The organism is Shewanella marisflavi (genome assembly GCF_023283925.1).
GTDB classification, from domain to species: Bacteria; Pseudomonadota; Gammaproteobacteria; order Enterobacterales; family Shewanellaceae; genus Shewanella; species Shewanella marisflavi.
On sequence record NZ_JAKIKX010000011.1, the window covers coordinates 84,007 to 103,272 of the forward strand.

Here is a 19,266-nt window from a genome sequence, read left to right on the forward strand (position 1 = left end):
AAATTGATGACATTGGTGACTAGGTCTGAAAAGTCAGACAAGCGAGTGGTGTCAGTACTACTCCAGCGGTAACCATACCTGGGCGTGCAGGCCGCCTTCGGGTCGATTGGTGAGGACAACCTTGCCCTGATGGCGATCGACGATACGTTTGATGATCGCTAGCCCCAGCCCAGAGCCGACACTGCCTCGGGCGATATCTCCCTGAGTAAACGGCTGAAATAGCTTGGGGATCTGCTCGCTGGGAATACCGGGGCCATTGTCTTCAACACTGAAGCCGACCCTGTGCCCGTCGAAGGTGGAGCTTAATTTTACCCAGCCGTTGCCATAGCGAAAGGCGTTTTCCACCAAGTTGCTGATGATGCGTTTGATTGCCACCGCTTGCATGGGGATTTCGGGGCAGTCACTGAGTGCCAGCACGATTTCAGCATCACGATTGGCCTCGGCTTGAGCAATATCTTGCAGCAGATCATTGAGTTGTACCTGTTCACGATTGGCTTCCTGATCTTGACGAATATAGGCGATAAACTGATTGATGATGGCATCCATATCTTCGATATCGTGCACTATCCCCTCTTTAAGGTATTCATCCTCTTCCACCATCATCTCAGAGGCGAGACGAATGCGGGTCAGTGGCGTGCGCAGGTCGTGGGAGATCCCCGCCATCAGTAAGGCTCTGTCCTGCTCCAGTTGCTGCATACTGCGTGACATCCGGTTGAAGGCGTTGGTTACCTCGATGATCTCGGTAGAACCGGTGAGTGGCAGGGGCGCGGGATAGTCTCCACGGGAAACTGAGATAGCTGCTTTCTGCAAGCGTTTCAGCGGCTTGTTTTGTTTTCGGGCAAACCACCAACCGCCGGCGACACTCAGGGCGCCGATCACCATCAGATAGAGGGTCAGTGGCGATAGGCCAAACTCGTTAAAGCCAGTTAAGGGGACCTTGATCCAGACACTGGGCGCCTGAGGCGGCCGGATCCAGATCTCAAACTCCTTGCCCTGGGCGATGCGCACTTCGGCCTTGCCGCCCAGATGCTCAGACATCTGCGCCGATAACAGGCTGTAGTATGCGGCGCGTTCTACCCCGGCCTCGCGAGCCTGTTTGAGGTTGTAGATCTCCATGCTATCGTCGCGCACCTTGGCATTGAGGGCGTCGACCATAGAGAGGTGTTCGCGGCCGACATCTATGCCGTCAACAAACAGCAGGTTGACCTGGCGGGCGATTAGCTGATTGATCTGTTGGTAGGTGGGCTGAATAAAATAGACAGCCACCGAGAGGTAGGAAACCAGCTGGTTAACCAGCAACAGGGAACCGATCAGCAGCACCGTTTGACTAAAGGCGCTGCGGGGCAGAAAACGTTTAAACCATTTCATTGCGAGGGACGATGGGCGGCAGGGTTAGCCAAGGCTAACGCCGCGCAGCACCGTCGGGCACAAATACATAACCCAGGCCCCAGACTGTCTGGATATACCTTGGGTTGGCGGCATCTTTTTCGATCAGTCGGCGAAGACGTGATACCTGTACGTCGATAGAGCGTTCCAATGCCGAATAGTCGCGGCCGCGGGCCAGATTCATCAGCTTATCCCGCGACAGTGGCTCTCTGGGGTGACTCACTAAGACCTTAAGTACCGCAAATTCGCCGCTGGTGAGTGAAATAGCCTCTTCACCGTGGTACATCTCGCGGGTCGCCAGGTTAAGGGTAAACTCACCGAAGGTGATCTCCTCTTCCTGCTGTGTCGGCGCGCCTGGTACTTCGGGCGCCTGACGGCGCATGACCGCCTTGATGCGAGCTAGGAGTTCTCTGGGGTTAAAGGGTTTGGGCAGGTAATCGTCGGCGCCCAGTTCCAGCCCTATGATGCGATCTACCTCATCGCCTTTGGCGGTGAGCATCACGATTGGAATCGTGTTGCCGTTCTGGCGCAGGCGACGGCAGATAGAGAGGCCATCTTCGCCTGGTAACATAAGATCCAGCACCAATAGGTGGAAGTTTTCCCGCTCCAGCAGCCTGTCCATCTGCTCGGCATTGGCGGCACTTCTGACCTGATAACCCTGTTCCATCAGGTAACGCTCTAGTAGGGCTCTAAGCCGCATATCATCATCGACGACGAGAATTTTAGAGGTTTCTTGTCCCATGCTCTCTATCCCTTATTTCAGTGCGATCGGCTCGAGGTTTACCGCTCAACTGGCTGATATTCAATATTAATCTTATGTGCCTGCTTAATATAGCCGCTTTGCTATTTAAAAGCCTAGCGGGATTTGATCTTTGGCCTTTGGATAAAATCGCTTTGCTAGACTAATTTTAGCTGTAATTGGCTGATATTAAATGTGAATATTTCATTCTTATAGCTGTTTCGGGAAATTGTAACCAAATTGAAACCCTGTTCTTTGGCTCACATAAGGCCTGCTTGCGAGCTTGGCTATTGTTTTTCTGTCGGCCCCATGGGTATTATCAGCCGAAAAGAGGCCGATGCCTTAGGCAGACTGCCGGGTATCCTTATTGAGTTGCATTGAGAGAAAGATGAAAGCCATGTTGATCACCCGTGAAGGGTGGCAAGCGCTCGATAGAGAGCTTAAGTATTTGTGGAAAGAGTATCGCCCCGAGATCACCAAGAAGGTGCAGGAGGCGGCGGCCCAAGGCGACCGCAGTGAGAACGCTGATTTCGACTTAGTTCTGCCTTAGGCGTACTAATCAACCTAGATAATTGAAATAATAAGGTTTAACTATAGTACTATACTTTTTTAGATGTACTATTTTAGGTTTTAGCACTAAAAACGTTTTTTGCAGCAAAACCATTTAGATTAAATACTCTTCAAGATAAGTTTGAAGTACATTTTCCCCAACTTAAAGTTATCCAAATTTTTGAACCTAGGTTACGAGCATTTGGGAGGTTGTTGACGGGCGCGATATGTATGAGCGTTGTGGCTTGTTTAATCATTAAAGCTCTCAGAGAGCATCACAGATCGTTTTTGTCTTTTGTGTGATTGAGTTGTGTAGACCTGATTGTAGGAAAAGAATAAAGTTGCATAACAATACACACAAAAAGAACAAGGCTATGCCACTAAAGTCTTTTCAAGAAAGGTTGGATTCGCTAGATGAAGGACAAGAACCGTCCATCCTACTAGCAAATGGCTTTTCACAAGCTTGGGATAGAGACATATTCAACTATCAAAACCTATTCACCGAAGCACAGTTCGGTGCTCGAGATGCGCAGCTAAGAGATATCTTTAATCGTTTTGAAACCTATGACTTTGAGCAAGTAATGCGAAGTCTCGAAGCGGCTGAGATTGTAGGTGATGCTTACGGTGTTGATAGAGCAACGTTAGATGAAATAAGAGCTGACCAAGAACAATTAAAAGATGCACTAATTGACGTTATCTCTAGAACTCACCCAGCACGTTCTAGCCGAGTAACCACTGCACAATTTGAGTCAGCAAAGAGCTTTATCAACCAGTTTAACAACATTTTTACATTGAACTACGACCTCTTACTCTATTGGATTGTTAACAAGAACGATATCGAACCTTTCGGGTACATTACCGACGATGGTTTCCGTGGTCCCGAATGGGAAAACACCGATGAGCAAGATGTTTACTTCCTGCATGGTGGACTACACCTCTACGATTCAGGTTCTGCTATTAAGAAACATACGTTCAGAGCTGCCACTGACACTAGTATCGTCGACCAAGTTAGAAACAACCTAGATAACGGCAAGTTCCCCTTGTTCGTTTCTGAACCTAGTCACGAGAAAAAACGTCATAAAATCGAGCACAACCCATATTTGAATGCAGGCTATAAAGCTCTAAAGCAGCTTGATGGTGTGCTATTTATCCACGGTCATTCAATGGATGAAAACGATAAGCATATTTTCGATCAAGTCAAAACAAGCAATGTGTCGAAAGTTTTCGTAAGTATCTTTGGTGATAAGGACTCTCCTGCCAATACTCGTACAAGAGCTAATGCCAAAGCATTCATAGAGCGACCGGGATTAGAAGTTAAGTTCTACGATGCAGCAACAGCACCTATTTGGTAATGCAGATATCTGTACTCAAACGCCCTCGCTATCGAGGGCGTTTGACCAATCTTTCTCTAGCTTCTTCAGCGGATAATCAAGGAAGCACTTAAAGTAAGTCTTGAGCATCTCTTTGTCATTACAGCTATGGACGATTTTGAGAACATCTTCTGCATCAAAGTAATCTAACGTGTACTTACTGGTACTCTCTTTTGCCCGAGACAAAAGTTCTAACGATTCTTCGGAAAATCCTCCGGACGTCCACAGTGCAAAATATAAGTTTTTTCTTTTCCAGTCTGGGTGCTCCAGTGCGCATTTTCTGAGAGTTGGCACCCGAACCTGAAGCCACTTTTTGATCTCATCAAATGACACTGCGCCATTGGGTTGATGACCTTTACACTCAACAAACAGAATCTCCCCTGAGTGCAGTTCAGCAATGATATCTGACTCTGCTCGGCTACCATCCTGTGTTTTGCAAACCTCATTTAACCGGACATAGTTGGTTCGATAAGCCTTCTGAACAACGCTTGCAGAGAAATACTCAAACAATACGCCTCTGAGATTTCCAACAGCACCTTCTATTTTGCCCAACTGATCGAACAGTTGGTTGAATCTCTCTGGCTCTATAGTGACAGCTTGAGCAGCACTCTCTAGGGTTCGCAGTAAGTTGACCAATCCCTTAGCAACATCACGACCAAAAAGACTTTCCACTGTCGCAGGTAAAACTCCGGCTTCTTTCGCTAGCTTGAAAGCATCAGATTTGTACTCGTTGGCAACAAACATCTGCATACAACGACCAACATTTGGCAGCCCCCTTAACGTTTTACACTTCCTCAAAAACGGCTGAATACCATCATCGCTGACTATCTTGTTCAATAGGATGTCGCAAGCGAAAAAGCCAGGCTTTATCTTGTCGTTCTGCCCGATATCAACCAAGGGTGATATATAAGATGGTCCAGCCATATCCCAAACTGTTGTGCTTACGGTAGGTAACTGTTCCTCATTACGATCTTTGAAAAGGTTATAACTGACTAAACCTAGATTCTTTGCCCATTGAGATACTGCACTTATGAGGAGCTTTTCAGCTATCAATCTTGCTCTTATGTCAGGAAGAATGAAATCCAAGTCTTGCTCATATTGATTAAGAACAACACATCGCCCAAAGCCATCTAAATCATGAACCGATAGAATTTCGTGCATCTCAAGACGTTCGATGATTTTTTCAGGTGGTATATGCTTTTGCTGTCGTACGGGCGCACCGCATGAAATCAAAAAGTGCTCGTAAGGCATCACTCCATCACGCTCTTTAAGTGCTGCAATTGCATACCAATAAGCAGAGTTTGTATCTTTAAATGCGGAATACAATGCTCCCCAGAAGTAAGGAGAACGATAGTCCTTTTTTAAATACACAAATTTCACATTGCGAGGGAAAGGTAACCCTTCTAGACGATATATATCTTTACCTGCTCTCGAAACCCGCTTGCGAGCTGCATCATGAGATAGATGGTGTCTATCAACCAGTTCTTGTACCAAGTCCGTACTTAGACAGGGACCTATTTCATTCAAGATATCTTCTAATAAACTCATGATGTCACACTGCGCTATATATATTTCCATTTTATGGAGTAAGGGTTTTTCAAGACTCTTAGTTAACAATACCTTATAGATAGGGAGCTAGCGAGGCATGGAATCAGACAAATTGGTGGGATATGTCACAGTCACTATAAAATCCCTATTTCACACCCCTCTAAAAAAGCTCACAGAGATCGCTACAGAATGGAATGGTCCGTATTTCATTGGCCCCCTAATACCTCAAATGAGGTTGTTCAAATTGCTCTGGGGGCTTACTATGTCTAACGTCTTGAGACAAGATAACTACTTTGGCTCAATACCAAAGAGACATTTGTCTACAGACTTCCAATCAGGAAATTTCGTTGATCCAAATTGCCATATTTCACCTTTGAAAAATTCTTGTCCTCTTCCTTCGACATAATCATCAATGAGCAAGTCTCCTTCTAACAAACCTTTGTTGGAGATAATAATTAAGCGATCTACGTAGTTCATACCTAAATGACGTTCAATCCATATTCTTTTTTCCATATAACAAAGAGGGTTGTATATGCTTGGAGCTGTGGCGATATATGGTTCAAAACCTGGGTGAGATAACATTCGATTCATTACACAAATGGCCCCAGCTTTAGGTAAAAGTTCACTAAAGAAACCCCATTCGGCTTGAGGATAGGCCTGCTCAGGACGTTGTTGCCTCTTAAGTTCCCAAGATTGGGTGTACTCTGCTAATACGTCATCCATATCTACGTAAACGACTTTAGGCTTCATTGAGTCAATTCCTTCGCTAAGTGTTTGGTTTGAAAAATGAGGATTAATAATCTTACGAAAACTATTTGCTCAGTACTCAGGCTATCCATGTTGATCTAACTGTCAAGCTCATGTAAGCGGAGAAGAGCCAATAAAGTGCTAGTTTAGCAGCGATTGATAACAAGGTTTTGCCCCAAAATGAGTTATCAAGTTGTCGGAGGGTCAGTAACGAGCAGACTTTCTGGCCTAGAAATTTTTATCGCTACACCCGCGTGATGCAATTCACTACTCCCCAACCAAAAAACTGGATAACTATACAGTCATATTCAAATCACAAGGGTTTGAATGATTTTTATCCTGTATTTGTGCGCGTTTTCTCATTTCGGTATAAATAAATGGATTTAAAATTAGATGCTTACAATATTCGTTAAGTAGATAATAGGTTTGGAAAACGCGCATGCGCGTTTTTCCAGATGGTATATTTGGCAAAATGCTGATAACTTCATTACATACAGATAGTTAGCGGTGCGTGTTTTCACTGGTCCAACGAGGTAAACGCGCATGCGCACTAATAAAATGTTATGTACTAAACTTACTACTTACTAAAAATTTGTGGGGAAACATATTATGAATCGTATAAATTTAGTCATACTCCTTCTACTTGCAGCAATGTTGCAAGGCTGCCCATTGGAAGGAGATGATGGAAATGCCGGCTCCGCGGGTTCAGATGGTGTTGATGGTGTTGATGGTGTTGATGGTGTTGATGGTGTTGATGGTGTTGATGGTGTTGATGGTGTTGATGGTATCAATTGCTGGGATCTTAATCAGAACTCAATAAATGATATTAACGAAGATATAAATCTAGATGGTCAATATTCAGTAGATGACTGTAGACCAGCAGCAGAAGTTAGTCAGTCGCAAGGAGTGGAGCTCAACCACCAACATATTTGTGAAGCATTAGCTAATCTTGGTCAACATCCAGAAGGTTGCCCTTCTGATGTACATAGCACACCAACTGGTACGCTGACACAAATGAGGGCTACCACCTTTTTTGATGATGGTTCTGGCGGGAAGTCATCGTGCAACAATGCTCCTAATAATGGTTTACTCAGCATCAAAACTCGAGATGATAAAGCTTATTGGGTATTGTCAGGTGGATTTGTTGCGGATAGCGAGATTTTTTCTATTACCGATGTAAATAACGGCTCTTGTGTGACTCTTTGTCAGAATGACACGAAGTGCATTGCAAGCTTTGCAATTTCGCAAAGTCGTAATGCATACGCATGTAATATTTTTTACCATTCAGACACAAGTGGTGACTGGGAGAGGATATGCGCTGTAGATATACCCGGCGTCTTCAGCGCAGCAGATGCTTGCGTTGAGGGTAGTGCTGGAAGTGATCAGCTTTGGCATTCACTTTGCCCATAATTGAGCATTCTCTGCCAATTCTGCTTGTTGCACTCAAGTCATTGGTACAAAAGTGCCTTCTTAATTGCATAGAAAAAGTGCTGCACTCAGTTTATGAATTCGGGTTTCATAACAAAGCCATCAACAGGACGTCCACTGCGTCGCTTAATTTGTGCTTAAATAGCACAAATCAAACAACTCCGTTCCCGCGCTGTTATGGCGGCGTTATATTTCTTAAGAGATGACTGAGCTAATAGAGATACACGGAGAGCAATGGAAGGTTGCCGACATTCAAGACAATGTTGAGTGGGCTAGGCAGCAAGAGTGGCTCTTCAAAAAATATGACAACCCAGACGATCATGAGCATTGTTTTATTTGCTACTGGACTATCTTCGCCTCCGATAATGAGGAGGAGTCAACGGGGTATTTTTATGGGGGTAGTACTTGGCTGTGTAACGAGTGCTATACAAAGTTTGTGCAAAAAATATAACAAGCAAAGGCAGCATCGCCCTTCGGGCTGAACGCGCTAACGCGCGCCGCTGCTTTGGGCGTTAGAGAGCAAATGAAGATTTACGTTACTATTTTAATTATGATTTTTTCGTCAGAGGCTTCTGCTTGTAGACCAGCTAGTCATTGGCTTAAAGAAATGAGTACTAATTCTGACAATGCGTATGAGGGTGTAGTTACTGGATTAATTAATGATACTCTAGAAAAGATAAGTCTAGATGCTCCTAAAGAAGACGTAGAAGAACGTATAGTTTTTCCATACAGTTACACTCTTAGGGTTGCTCTAACTCATAGGGTTCGCGGTAAAATTGATGCCGACATCAAGTTATCTAATACTTTTTGTGGCAATGCTTTAGATATAGGAACAAAGGTCTTTTATTTCTCGAATGAAGACGACTCAGACTCAATTGTACTGTCTCAAGAGTTCGTGTCCGATAACTATCCAGAAGCCTACCGAAAACTCTCTAACAAGGCGCTGAAAAAAGACGCCAAAAACAATAGCGGCGCTTCTTAGCGAAGCGTTACTGATCAAATACTCTAACGCGTTTCTGTCCATGAATGTGTTACAGAGTTTTGTTTACTAAAGTTCCGTGTAGGCGTTTGGTAATTTAGTGGTAAGGCCTGAGAATGGAACTCAATGCATACTCTGTAATTTGTTTGAAATGTAGTTGAGACCTATTGATGGATAGTTGATTATTGACTTTGGAACTCCCCGTTTTTCAAGTCTGCCTTTCAGTGACAACAAGGAATCTACTAAGGTTGCTACCTCTTCCAATAGTCTGTCAGATTCAACTAAATCACTTAATGTTTGAGATATTTGGTGGAAGTTAAGTTTGCCACCATGCTCTATATTTGGAGCCCAAGTTGTTGTTCTAACAACACCTTGAGGGTCAGCCTTCATTGGAGCAAAGTCGTAGATTGGTGCGAGACCAATTTTCTCTTGATCTCTAACTATTGCGATGTTGCGCCCATGGTTATCTGAGTTTCCAAAGACAAAGTTAAGCAAGTCTCTTTTAACCCATTCAATTACAAGGCTTTCGGCGTCAAATTGGTAGCCCTGCTCTTTGACTAGGTAACTGTTTTGAATAATATTGATAAGCTCTCTTAGTGTATCTTCATGATCTAGGAATTCACCTGGTGGCTTTTGAAGAACAGAATATATAGACTCGATCGCACAATGAGTTACATTGCCATCTCTAGTCGTTTCAACGTCAAATCGGGGTAGCCAAAGAGACGGGTAGACCGGCCCTTCCAGTAACATCATCCCCTTCGTGGCAATAGTGTCGAATCCAAGGTGTTCGAGTTCATGATAGTAATGGTATTCAGCTCTGAGAATATCCGAGTCTATAACTGATTGTTTTCCTCTTGGGAACTTTACTAGGTAGTGTTCATTGCTAGGATATATAACCTTGCTTGGGGAGTTTAGCCAAACATGTTGGTCGTGCTTGCTAAGGAGAAATTTAGGAGCCTCACCGCCGGCTCCTGTTGCGCTTCTTACGTCTGCACCCTGTTCTTCAGCATAATCGAGGAAATTCCACCCTTTGTTTATTACATCGTCAATGGTGAATGAGGGATTGTGTGGCTGGTGTTCCGCATTTAATGCTTCTTTAATCCTTATATTCCCTATTGGTCCACATGCATATTGGCCAAGGAGATTGTATATAGACTCCTCTATTGGTAACCCTTTTCCAGTCCAGAAACGTTTACCCGCTCCACTGAGAATGATGTCATCTATGAACCTGAATGGTTGTTTTTTTGTAGTGTGATAAGGGAAAACTGTTACAGGCAGGTTTATTGATATGGCGCGATTGTCATCGCAACCAAAATGCTCAATGGCATACGAATCAAAATATCTAAGTGACATTGCATTTTCCTCAAATTTTAAGGCTGCAGCATCATGCCAAGTATCGCCAAGCTTAATTTGAATAGTTAATTCCGCCAAAACCTTTACCTTGTGAAGTTAGCTATATAGCTAATATTGGTGTGAATTTAATAAAAGTTAGCCATATAGCTAACACGTTATCAGTAAAAGATAAGTATCACTTTAAAAAGGAGAGCTAAAGGTTGAAACTACCTTCTCTCTGAAACCTCCGAGTAGCTCAAATGACAATGATGCTGGAAGGATTGGTTGTTCTAGGGGGTCCAACTCTGCCAAATGCGATGGTGTATGTTCATCAAGGCAGGCTCGTCCAAATTTAAGCTCGCTAATGGACGTTGGGGGAATATTTTTGGATAACAAGGGGAGAGTATTGCCTCGGCCCTGTGAGACTTCTGATTCCAGCGCTTCCCGGAATACCACTGGAATGTCAGGTATCTCTTCAGCTATGCGGTTTGCGAATTCAACAAGTTTTGGTGCAGCGAAGGTGTATAGCCAGGCTTCTTGGTTTTTGCTTTTATTCTTACGTAATACTCTACCTAGAACTTGCCTAAAATAGAGCTCAGTTTTGACTCTGCTTAGGTGACAACACACCTGGAGACGTGGGATGTCAGTCCCCTCACTAATCATACCAACACTAACAATCCAGTTTGTTGTGCCGCTCCTGAATTCATCGATTTTTAATGACGGTTGTTGTTCTTTGTAAGTAACGATTTCTGCGGTTTGTGCAAACTCTTTTCTGAGAATATTCAGAATATGAGTGGCATGTTCTACTGATGAGGCAACGACTAGTCCTGCTGCATTTGGATTGTGTAACCTAATGCTATTGAGCTTGTTTGTCGCCAGCTTTAACACATGTCGTACTGCCAAATCATTTTTGATGACCGATTGATAAGAAACCGAAGAACCTTTGAATAAATCATCTAGGCAATTAAACGTCTTAGTTTCATTATCTTCATCAGTAACCGAGATTTTTTCATTATCAATTAAGACGATCTTGGGATTTCTGCATACTCCGTCAGCTACAGCTTCCCTTAAACCGTATATGTAATCGCATTGAATTTGGTTGTTCGGATCTGTATAACGAGATAGAGCTATAGGTGCCTGATCTGAGCGCCATGGAGTGCCAGTTAATGCTAGGGTGTATTCTGCTTGGTTTTGAATATTCAGTAAGATCTCTTCTCCCCATGCATTCGCATTTTCTAGAGAACTGCCTGAGCAATGGTGGATCTCGTCAAAAACGACGAGTACGCGATTTCGCTTTAGCAGCTGCCAAAAATCTTCGTTGAATGACAGCATACTTTGATAAGTGTAAGAGCAACCAATAGCACCGATCACGCCATTGAAACGGCAGTCCAATCGTTTTGAAAATGCAGACTTGATCCCCTGAGATATATTGATGGAAGGTGAAAAGCAAAGCACAAAGTCGATTAGGCCTTCTTTAAGTAGTTGAGCTGCCACCTCGGCCGCCATAATCGTCTTACCGGCTCCAGGCGTCGCTAAACAAAGAAAGTGTCTGTGTTGGGTATTAAAGTGCTTTAGAGTGCGATTGACGCACTCTGATTGCCATTTTCTTAGTTGCATGTAGATTATTTACGCTGGTGAAAGAGGACAGATTTAATTGCTTTGATTTGCCCAAGTAGTTTTGAGCTTTTTTCTCGGGCTTGTAAGTACTGGGATTCGAGGTGCGCCTTCATTTCGGGGAAGGATTGATACAACCGCATATACTCTTCTGACTCACCAATGCTAGCGAGTAGATCCACTTCAGATTCTTTCAAACGCTCTTCAAGTTGCTTAATAGCATCATTAGAGGTCGAGTGGGGTGATGTGATCTGGTTTGCCGTGGCTGCTGATGTATTTTGCTCGATGAATTTGGTCTCAAAAAACAGCTCAGACTTCTGGTACGCAATTCTTTTAGAGTGTTTGGTTCCCTTTTTCAGCAGTAAGCCTTTCTTAACCAGTCTATGGATTTGTCGGTAAACATATTTGCGAGCTTCAATCGGCTCTTCAGTCGTTGAAGGCATTGCCAAGTATGCGTCACGTAACCGTGCCACACTGAAGTTGTCAAAGTTCTCATCCTGGAGAATTGAATTTAGTTGAGCGTTAATCTTGATGGATGGTTTTGACATTACTTTCTCGCAAAGCGGCTCTTTATCTCTAACTCTCCGGGATAGGAGAGCTTTGCATTATGAATGCGGATTATAATCCGTGGCTTTGTAAGCCGCAACTTCGGATAGTCTTTCTCTTTAACGAGATGAAAAATGAAAGACTTAGCTATCCAGTTTGGTGCGAAATTACGAGATAAGCGCAAGGCTCTCGGGATTTCGCAAGATAAAATGGCGTTATTAGCAGAGATAGATCGTAGCTATGCAGGACGAATTGAACGTGGAGAAGTCAACATCACGCTCGAAAAGGCCTATCAACTCGCTGAGGTTTTGGGGTGTGACGTAAGAGAGTTATTGCCCTAAAGTAAAAGCGGCTGGCATTGCGCCAAATGTTTGCTTTTCCTACATGAGTGAGAAAATATAATTAAACATCTATGGTAATGCGAATTATTTTTACGGGCAATAGCGAGCTAAATTCACGTTCATGTTCTAGATAGAATACGTTTTCATAGTGGATTTACCTATCTCATTTCAGTTTTAAGCTGGGCGATTTGGCGATCAATGCTCGATACTTCGGTATCGGCCTGTTGGGTGATAGCGCTCATTTCTTGAGCTAGGCTTTGCTGCCAGGTGGCCCCGGCTAAGTTGTTGTTTGCCCAGCGTCCGCGATTCCTTAGATTAGCCATTCGACGATCTCGGTTAGCGATAACCCTTTCGCGGCGGTTCTCAAGCTTATTGATTTCACGCTCAATTTGCTGATTACGAACATAGGTACTGATTTGCGCTTTCTTATCGCTGCCGTTTCCAAGGTTGCTTTGAAGATGACTATAAGCAGGAGCAGCATCATTACTGACAACACTGCCAACCCCACTGAGATCAACAGGCTTGCTATCTTCATCACATGGATCGGCTTGATACACGCCATCTGTGCAGCGGTATACTTCGCTCTGGGCGGAGAAGGCGAGTAAAAGAGAGAGCGTGAATAGCGTGAATTTGTTTATGTGCTTCATACAATCCTCCATGATTATATTGCCAGTTTACTCCTCTTTTTCAGTCAAATAAATATTGCTTCGGTACCGGTCATTTAGCTTCTTAATCTTAACTCTGTCGAGGATTTCCGAACGCAAGATAGTTATCGATTTGTCTGCATGTACGCCAATGCTATTTTTCCCCATATTGATTACTTCAATGGGGGGCAATTGATTGCCGTTAGCGTCATAGATGTTATCTAGGTAGAGAGATTCGCCTTCCACGCGGGTAAGTATCAGCATTATACTTCCTTGTTTAATGTGTGGAGTATTTAGTGTAGATCACAAGCAAAATTAAGCATAATATGACGGCAAAATCGTGTAACTTATTGTTGGATAGGGATGTTTGATGAGTGAACAAGTGAAAGGTCAAAACATAGACAGTTTTGATAACTGGCTAATTTGGTTAAAACGAGCGGCCTATCTTGGCATCATCGTTTTTCTATCTGTTCTCATCAGCTATTTTGCAAATTTTGCGCAGTGGCCATGGCGACTTTCCCCATTACCCGAAGATTGGTCCTCATTCGGTTCAGTGCTTGCTGGGGCCTCAGCCTTTTTAGCTGCGATAGGTACGGTAGGGGTACTGCTTATCAGCATTAAGCAGTTCAAGCTTCAGCAGAAACAGATTGAAGAACAAGCTAAACGACAGGATGAGTTTGAGGAGCTTCAGAAAGACAAGTGGGATAAAGAAAATGAGATGCTCAATTTCCAGAAGTATCAAATGCACTACTCATCATTTGAAGAGCTACTTGATAATTATTGCAATGATAATAAAGTTGAAATAACTTCACGTAATAAGCTTTATAAAAAATTATTTCCAAATAACACCTTTGAAAACACATGCCTATCAAATGATGAGGCTGACATATTCGAAGGTGAGATAAATCATCTGATAAATTTTTACCTGAGATGCTTAAAGGAGCTTAAGGCATTTAATACAGATAAAGATATTGCTGTTTTGAACGCCTCCAACTTAATCACCACCTTGTTACACATTAATCCACAGCAAACATTAAAAAATGGTGATATTGAAATCAAAAGAAATGATGATTTTATATTTTCAGGACTAAATTTGCACAATGCAGACAGCACGATGCGCAACATTGGTGATTTAATTAGAAACTTACAACGTTTTTCAGGGCACACAAGGGAATGGGGTGAGGATGACAGTTTAAAATATCATAAAATCAACTTGGCACAATTCAAAGATGATATTTCTAGTCACTCCGCCCGTGTTTATAGCAACAACAAGTTTTACTCTGATATATTAGATTTACAGTTTGTTATCTATAAGGTTTTTGGTAATGAAATTGAAAATACACTGCGTATAATTGAAAGCGATGAAAGTTTCGCCAATTATTACGAATCAATTAAAGTCCTAATAAGTAACAATGCAAAAAATATGGATCAAGAAAAGCTAGAACAGTTAAATACTGCACTCGGAAAACTCGCTCCAGCTTATTACGCTATTTGCTCATGACTAATTACCTCTAAACCTCTATCTGGGTATGAGGCAAATCAGGGGCGGCACCTAAGACTCGCCTCTCTAGCACATACACCTTTGTACCTGAGGGCGCACTACCAATGACGCGTATTGTATGTCCATTCCAGTATAGTAATCTGTTTACGGTGCCTTATAAGTGATTTTATTCACATACCAAATCTGCTCACCTGTTGGTGTCTTAACAACTGCTTCATCATCCACTTCTTTTTTCAGTAATGCCCGCGCCATAGGTGCATCAATAGAGATGTAATCATTGCGACCATAGATTTCATCAGGGCCAACTATGCGGAAGCTTTTTGTATCGCCGTTTTCATTTTCAATTTCAACCCAAGCCCCGAAGAAGACCTTACCATCTTGCTCTGGAGAGTACTCAATGACTTTGATAGCTTCAATGCGCTTTCGAAGGAAGCGTACTCGAGAGTCAATTTGCCTAAGAAGACGTTTGTTCTCTTTGTAGTCAGCGTTTTCTGAGCGGTCTCCAAGGCTAGCTGCCCAGGTCACTTTTTTGGTGATTTCAGGCCTGTACTCGCGCCAGAGGTAATTAAGCTCTTTATTGAGTTTCTCAAACCCTTCTCGGGTAATTAGGTTGGTTCTCAACTGTGTATTCCTAGTCCTTGCTTACAAATACTGCAATGCTTTTTTAATCGCATCTAAGGTTGCAACAGGGAAAAATGTTTCTTGTTCATCGACCGTCAATATACTTCCATTTGGGCCTATCTCCAATCGTTGTCGGCGCAAAAACTCCGATGAGATTAGGTGCTCTAAAGCATCTCGCTCCAAGTTGGTGAGTTTAGCGGTAGTTGATGCTGATGAATCGCCGTCAAATATCTCAATAACTTGATCAATTGGTACGATTTCTTTTACTAACTTTTCTGCTGCAATTTTCTGAGAATAGAGGATGTTAGCTTGAAGTTTTACAACAGGATCTTTTAATTCATCAATCCATGCGTAGCGTTTACTTTTGCTGGTTGTTGCTTTCGGTTTTTCACATTTTCCTGAGGTGTTTACGAAGCTAGCAATAAGTGTTCTATATGGTTCACCTGTTTTATTGCGAATGCTCTGAGCTGCTGGGACTCCACGGCCCTTTCCAAGCCGTGCAATAGTGGAATAGCTAAATTCGCTTAGCCCTCTTTCTTGCTGTTCAATGCAAATTTGATAAATAGCATCTAGTGAACTCTGAATGCGTGAAGAGACCGTTTTCTTTAGTTGTTCAAGTACTATTTGAGGGGAGATTTCTGACATATTAATTTACCAACTTTAGAGGGGTAGATTTTGCGAATAACTCTTTGATATCACGAGTGGATAACCCATCGGCCTCAGTGAAGTCGTTTAACCCTAAACTGCCATTTATAAGCTTATCAATCTTTTCCCAGCTTTGTAGTCTGGTGAGCATAAGTTGAGTCATTTGATTGCCAACAGCCAGTTGCTGCTCTTCACTAAGAAACACAAACTGTGGGTTCAACCCATTTTGAATCAATACTTTATCGAGAGCCTGACTGCGTCTGGTTACGGCTAGCTCGTCGCTACAGCTATGATAGAGTTCGGCATTTTCACATACTTCAGATAGCTGTTGGAAACCACTGACATCATCCAGCTCAATATTTACTTCAAACTCATGAGGTACGATCAAGTGTAGCTTTGAGTTGTTGATGGTTTCTTCTTGGTTGATGAGTTTTTTGCAGCTAATCAAGTGTTTATGGATGGCGTTCATGTCAGACATGTATAAGTCCATTTTCTTCGCTCTAGTTTCTATCTCGGAGTTTAGTTTCCGTCTTTCAGCTTGGAGTTGTCCTTTCTCCTTTTCGAGTTTATCCAATTGCTCATTTTGGGCTTTTTGTTGATAGATTTCATGTGAGATCACATCGATTTGGGCGATCGTTTGACTTAGCTCACCTTCTAATTTTGCGTAGCGATGTGATTGAGTATGAACGGCTAAGCTTATTTCATTAAACAGTGCCGCTAGCCCCATCATAAAGGCTGGTCCAGTAACAAAGAATCGGCATTGAATGCAATTTTGCTCCCCTAAGTATCCCGCATTGACTGGGTGGTAGATATTCGCTTTCATTGCCACAGGAGAACCGCCTTCGCTACAAAAGGCGCCACCAACAGGGCACATGCCAAAATCTTTAAACAGATAGCTTGAAGCTGGCCGAACATTATCTATGGTCTGTAGAAATTCTGGGCTATTTGCTACCAACTGGCTTTTACACTGCTCAACTCGTTGAGCCTCTATGAAACTTCTTAATGTATCTGTGCTTTTGCTAAGAGCCTGCTTTTCTCCGACCTCTAGTCGTTCTCTAATATTTGCGCCTGTTTTGCCACTTTTTATGTAGTAAATTGACATGATTATCGATGAATGTCCGACTAGCTTCATAATCACTTCGAGTGGCATGCCAAATTCGTAAGCATAAGCATTGATCAGGCTTACTCGCATGGAATGAGGCGTATATTGCGACTTAAAGCGCGAAATAGGGATACTCTGTAATTGTTGTAGTTGTTTGTAGCACTCTCTATGGCTTTGTCCGTTATAGGTCGCAGAATTCAACTGTTCTCCTGATGAGACAAACAGTGCTGCGGCCAACCTTGTTGCTAAGCGTCCACCAAATGTACCTGGTTCGTTTTCTTGAAAGTCTCGAAAAAGAAAACAGTTTATACCTTTTTGTTTTCTTTGAATCTCATTTAAGTTAGTTCGGGTGCAATCAAGCCATTTTGTCGGTGCTATGATCGGGTTGTATTTTTCTTGCCATTTTCTTAATTTTATCAGCCAGTAAGCCAAATCCAATGGCATGAATGGGATGGCATAACCTTCACCGTTGAAGTTGGTCTTATTTGAAGTGTAGTAAACACCAAAGTCATCATCTTTTGTTTTGCTGACCATGCTTTGGCGTGTCGTGAGGCCCGCTAATTGGCTTAGGTTCTCTTCCCATACGACTTTACCGTTTTGAATGTCTGGCACTTCTGTATCGGCTTCACCGGAATCGCAATATACTATTTGCCTTCCTCTAGCCGGCAACTGCATTAATGCATAGGTATAGGTCCAATAGATAGGCAGCCATAGGAACGTTTTACCACCTTCAACTTTGGTTACACAGTCAGGATCTGAGGGGTCAATGGGGAATGAATCATCAATAGGAATCCAGTCTGCAGAGAACTTATGAAGATGATGCAGTTCTGAGTAACTAGTCTGGTTGAGTATTGAGTTTGGAGGTAGGATCCATTCTCTGGCGTCTTTTACGAATTGATAGGGTAAGGCTAGTTTATTCGTCTCATTGATTGATACTGGTATTTGCTCACCATCGAAATTGACATGTGAAAAAGGGTTTTTGGCTCCTTTTATGCGAGATATCTCTCCCGTATCCTCATCTTCAATTGTTAGAAAATTAACAACTATCCAGTTTAAATATTCATTGATTGAAAAAAGCCACTTTTTCTTACGTGTAATAGGAACTTTTTCAAACAACTCGAGCATTGGTTGAATGTTGGTTTTTCCTCTGATTAAGTATTCCACTGGTGAAGTTTCAAAGTTATTAGGCTCAATATATTCTCGAACAAACTCACAAAGATCTTTTGCTTTGGTATCACCGCCCTTTGCAGACTTTAAAAATTCGGTTATCGAGTTGGCCCATCCTTTCCACTTTGGTTCAAAATACTTGATTTGATATGGTCTTGTTGTGCCAAAGAAGTCAAATGTATTTGTCCACCCTTTTCCTCTGTAAAACTCAATCGGGGATGCAGGGATATGGGGATCATTTAGCTTTGCGCGCATTTTTTTATAGTCTGCCAGAGTACTACATTTTTGTTCTAGAACTATCGAGCGCAGTTTTTCATATGGGTATGGACGAGGGATATCTAATAGATCGAACCAATCTACCCATTCTTTGAATTTTTTGTCAGGTTTAGAGGGTAGCTGAGGATAGATTTTTCGACATTGGCGATACTGCCTCGAGTCTTTTATCGCAAGTACTTTGCACGCTCTCTTTAATTCTGAGAGAGTGTTTATCTGAATTGGCATCAAAAATTTAGTGTATGACTGCCAGTCGGCTGCATAGGTTAGGCTTGGGCGACTGGGTAAGCGAAGGTCCTGACGGTGGCGCTTTTGATATTCGGGCTGAGTGGCGATGGCCAAGGCTTGCGCCGCCTGTTGGGCTTCGACGAGAGTGGGGTAATATTTGTCTTTAGTGCCTAAAAATGAAGGCCAGCTTTGCCAGTCGGCTGCATAGGTTCGGTTTGGGCTGCTGGGTAAGCGAGGGTCCTGACGGTAGCGCTTATGGTATTCGGACTGAGTAGCGATGGCCAAGGTTTGCGCCGCCTGTTGGGCTTCGACGAGAGTGGCATAGAATTGTTTGAGTTCGTTGCCCAAAAATGAATACCAGCTTTGCCAGTCGGCTGCATAGGTTCGGTTTGGGGTGCTGGGTAAGCGAGGGTCCTGACGGTAGCGCTTTTGGTATTCGGACGGAGTAGCGATGGCCAAGGTTTGCACCGCCTGTTGGGCTTCGGCGAGAGTGGGGTAATATTTGT

General features: G+C 43.0%; 17 protein-coding genes and 1 pseudogene. 6 read left to right on the forward strand and 12 right to left on the reverse strand.

The window, feature by feature from the left end:
* Nucleotides 1-57 precede the first annotated feature (57 nt).
* Together envZ and ompR are read right to left on the reverse strand one after the other, a co-directional pair.
* On the reverse strand, nt 58-1,368 hold the full coding sequence (gene envZ, locus L2712_RS17370) for a two-component system sensor histidine kinase EnvZ (protein ID WP_248978522.1): 1,311 nt from the start codon (nt 1,366-1,368) through the stop codon (nt 58-60).
* A 34-nt stretch (nt 1,369-1,402) separates the two neighbouring features.
* The gene (gene ompR / locus L2712_RS17375) at nt 1,403-2,128 is read right to left on the reverse strand and encodes an osmolarity response regulator transcription factor OmpR (RefSeq protein WP_011867431.1); all 726 of its coding nucleotides are present in this window, start codon (nt 2,126-2,128) and stop codon (nt 1,403-1,405) included.
* Nucleotides 2,129-2,513: 385 nt separating this feature from the next.
* On the opposite strand from ompR, the pseudogene L2712_RS17380 reads away from it, so the two are divergent.
* Nucleotides 2,514-2,657, forward strand: a pseudogene (locus tag L2712_RS17380) (transcription elongation factor GreB); the annotation flags it as partial.
* A 358-nt stretch (nt 2,658-3,015) separates the two neighbouring features.
* Complete coding sequence (locus L2712_RS17385) at nt 3,016-4,026, forward strand: DUF4917 family protein (protein WP_248978523.1); 1,011 nt, start codon at nt 3,016-3,018, stop codon at nt 4,024-4,026.
* Between the two features lie 15 nt (nt 4,027-4,041).
* Here the strand turns inward: L2712_RS17385 and L2712_RS17390 are convergent, their stop codons facing one another.
* Both L2712_RS17390 and L2712_RS17395 read right to left on the reverse strand, forming a co-directional pair.
* Entirely contained in the window at nt 4,042-5,592 is a 1,551-nt protein-coding gene (locus L2712_RS17390) for a hypothetical protein (RefSeq protein WP_248978524.1), read from the reverse strand.
* A gap of 288 nt (nt 5,593-5,880) precedes the next feature.
* Nucleotides 5,881-6,342, reverse strand: coding sequence for a 5' nucleotidase, NT5C type (locus L2712_RS17395; protein WP_248978525.1), 462 nt, complete (start codon nt 6,340-6,342; stop codon nt 5,881-5,883).
* Nucleotides 6,343-6,948: 606 nt separating this feature from the next.
* Between L2712_RS17395 and L2712_RS17400 the strand changes: the two genes are divergently transcribed.
* Nucleotides 6,949-7,749 carry a hypothetical protein gene (locus L2712_RS17400; protein ID WP_248978526.1) on the forward strand — a complete coding sequence of 267 codons (801 nt, stop codon included), beginning with the start codon at nt 6,949-6,951 and terminating at the stop codon, nt 7,747-7,749.
* A gap of 541 nt (nt 7,750-8,290) precedes the next feature.
* Complete coding sequence (locus L2712_RS17405) at nt 8,291-8,749, forward strand: hypothetical protein (protein ID WP_248978527.1); 459 nt, start codon at nt 8,291-8,293, stop codon at nt 8,747-8,749.
* 120 nt (nt 8,750-8,869) lie between these two features.
* On the opposite strand, the gene L2712_RS17410 is transcribed toward L2712_RS17405, so the two are convergent.
* The 3 genes from L2712_RS17410 to L2712_RS17420 all read right to left on the reverse strand — a co-directional run bounded on the left by L2712_RS17410 (nt 8,870) and on the right by L2712_RS17420 (nt 12,240).
* Nucleotides 8,870-10,177 carry a type II toxin-antitoxin system HipA family toxin gene (locus tag L2712_RS17410; RefSeq protein ID WP_248978528.1) on the reverse strand — a complete coding sequence of 436 codons (1,308 nt, stop codon included), beginning with the start codon at nt 10,175-10,177 and terminating at the stop codon, nt 8,870-8,872.
* Nucleotides 10,178-10,279: 102 nt separating this feature from the next.
* Nucleotides 10,280-11,695, reverse strand: coding sequence for a DEAD/DEAH box helicase (locus L2712_RS17415; RefSeq protein WP_248978529.1), 1,416 nt, complete (start codon nt 11,693-11,695; stop codon nt 10,280-10,282).
* Between the two features lie 5 nt (nt 11,696-11,700).
* Nucleotides 11,701-12,240, reverse strand: coding sequence for a response regulator (locus tag L2712_RS17420; RefSeq protein WP_248978530.1), 540 nt, complete (start codon nt 12,238-12,240; stop codon nt 11,701-11,703).
* A 132-nt stretch (nt 12,241-12,372) separates the two neighbouring features.
* Between L2712_RS17420 and L2712_RS17425 the strand changes: the two genes are divergently transcribed.
* Nucleotides 12,373-12,579: a helix-turn-helix domain-containing protein gene (locus tag L2712_RS17425; protein ID WP_033540323.1), complete on the forward strand. Its 207-nt coding sequence runs from the start codon at nt 12,373-12,375 to the stop codon at nt 12,577-12,579.
* A 158-nt stretch (nt 12,580-12,737) separates the two neighbouring features.
* Here L2712_RS17425 and L2712_RS17430 read toward each other — a convergent pair whose 3' ends face one another.
* Both L2712_RS17430 and L2712_RS17435 read right to left on the reverse strand, forming a co-directional pair.
* Nucleotides 12,738-13,217, reverse strand: coding sequence for a hypothetical protein (locus tag L2712_RS17430; RefSeq protein ID WP_248978538.1), 480 nt, complete (start codon nt 13,215-13,217; stop codon nt 12,738-12,740).
* 36 nt (nt 13,218-13,253) lie between these two features.
* Nucleotides 13,254-13,487 carry a carbon storage regulator gene (locus L2712_RS17435; protein ID WP_248978531.1) on the reverse strand — a complete coding sequence of 78 codons (234 nt, stop codon included), beginning with the start codon at nt 13,485-13,487 and terminating at the stop codon, nt 13,254-13,256.
* A 106-nt stretch (nt 13,488-13,593) separates the two neighbouring features.
* Between L2712_RS17435 and L2712_RS17440 the strand changes: the two genes are divergently transcribed.
* Complete coding sequence (locus tag L2712_RS17440; protein ID WP_248978532.1) at nt 13,594-14,724, forward strand: hypothetical protein; 1,131 nt, start codon at nt 13,594-13,596, stop codon at nt 14,722-14,724.
* A gap of 144 nt (nt 14,725-14,868) precedes the next feature.
* On the opposite strand, the gene greB is transcribed toward L2712_RS17440, so the two are convergent.
* The 3 genes from greB to gmtZ are packed head-to-tail and all read right to left on the reverse strand — an operon-like array spanning nt 14,869 to nt 19,219.
* Nucleotides 14,869-15,345: a transcription elongation factor GreB gene (gene greB, locus L2712_RS17445; RefSeq protein ID WP_248978533.1), complete on the reverse strand. Its 477-nt coding sequence runs from the start codon at nt 15,343-15,345 to the stop codon at nt 14,869-14,871.
* Nucleotides 15,346-15,366: 21 nt separating this feature from the next.
* Nucleotides 15,367-15,990: a gamma-mobile-trio protein GmtX gene (gene gmtX / locus L2712_RS17450; RefSeq protein ID WP_248978534.1), complete on the reverse strand. Its 624-nt coding sequence runs from the start codon at nt 15,988-15,990 to the stop codon at nt 15,367-15,369.
* Nucleotide 15,991: 1 nt separating this feature from the next.
* On the reverse strand, nt 15,992-19,219 hold the full coding sequence (gmtZ, locus tag L2712_RS17455) for a gamma-mobile-trio integrase GmtZ (RefSeq protein WP_248978535.1): 3,228 nt from the start codon (nt 19,217-19,219) through the stop codon (nt 15,992-15,994).
* Nucleotides 19,220-19,266: the final 47 nt, after the last annotated feature.

What these genes read in the sequence shown, in the direction of transcription:
- envZ (WP_248978522.1), bottom strand. Translation starts at nt 1,368, where the DNA reads ATGAAATGGTTTAAACGTTTTCTGCCCCGCAGCGCCTTTAGTCAAACG.
- ompR (WP_011867431.1), bottom strand. Translation starts at nt 2,128, where the DNA reads ATGGGACAAGAAACCTCTAAAATTCTCGTCGTCGATGATGATATGCGG.
- L2712_RS17390 (WP_248978524.1), bottom strand. Translation starts at nt 5,592, where the DNA reads ATGAGTTTATTAGAAGATATCTTGAATGAAATAGGTCCCTGTCTAAGT.
- L2712_RS17395 (WP_248978525.1), bottom strand. Translation starts at nt 6,342, where the DNA reads ATGAAGCCTAAAGTCGTTTACGTAGATATGGATGACGTATTAGCAGAG.
- L2712_RS17400 (WP_248978526.1), top strand. Translation starts at nt 6,949, where the DNA reads ATGAATCGTATAAATTTAGTCATACTCCTTCTACTTGCAGCAATGTTG.
- L2712_RS17405 (WP_248978527.1), top strand. Translation starts at nt 8,291, where the DNA reads ATGAAGATTTACGTTACTATTTTAATTATGATTTTTTCGTCAGAGGCT.
- L2712_RS17415 (WP_248978529.1), bottom strand. Translation starts at nt 11,695, where the DNA reads ATGCAACTAAGAAAATGGCAATCAGAGTGCGTCAATCGCACTCTAAAG.
- L2712_RS17420 (WP_248978530.1), bottom strand. Translation starts at nt 12,240, where the DNA reads ATGTCAAAACCATCCATCAAGATTAACGCTCAACTAAATTCAATTCTC.
- L2712_RS17425 (WP_033540323.1), top strand. Translation starts at nt 12,373, where the DNA reads ATGAAAGACTTAGCTATCCAGTTTGGTGCGAAATTACGAGATAAGCGC.
- L2712_RS17435 (WP_248978531.1), bottom strand. Translation starts at nt 13,487, where the DNA reads ATGCTGATACTTACCCGCGTGGAAGGCGAATCTCTCTACCTAGATAAC.
- L2712_RS17440 (WP_248978532.1), top strand. Translation starts at nt 13,594, where the DNA reads ATGAGTGAACAAGTGAAAGGTCAAAACATAGACAGTTTTGATAACTGG.
- gmtX (WP_248978534.1), bottom strand. Translation starts at nt 15,990, where the DNA reads ATGTCAGAAATCTCCCCTCAAATAGTACTTGAACAACTAAAGAAAACG.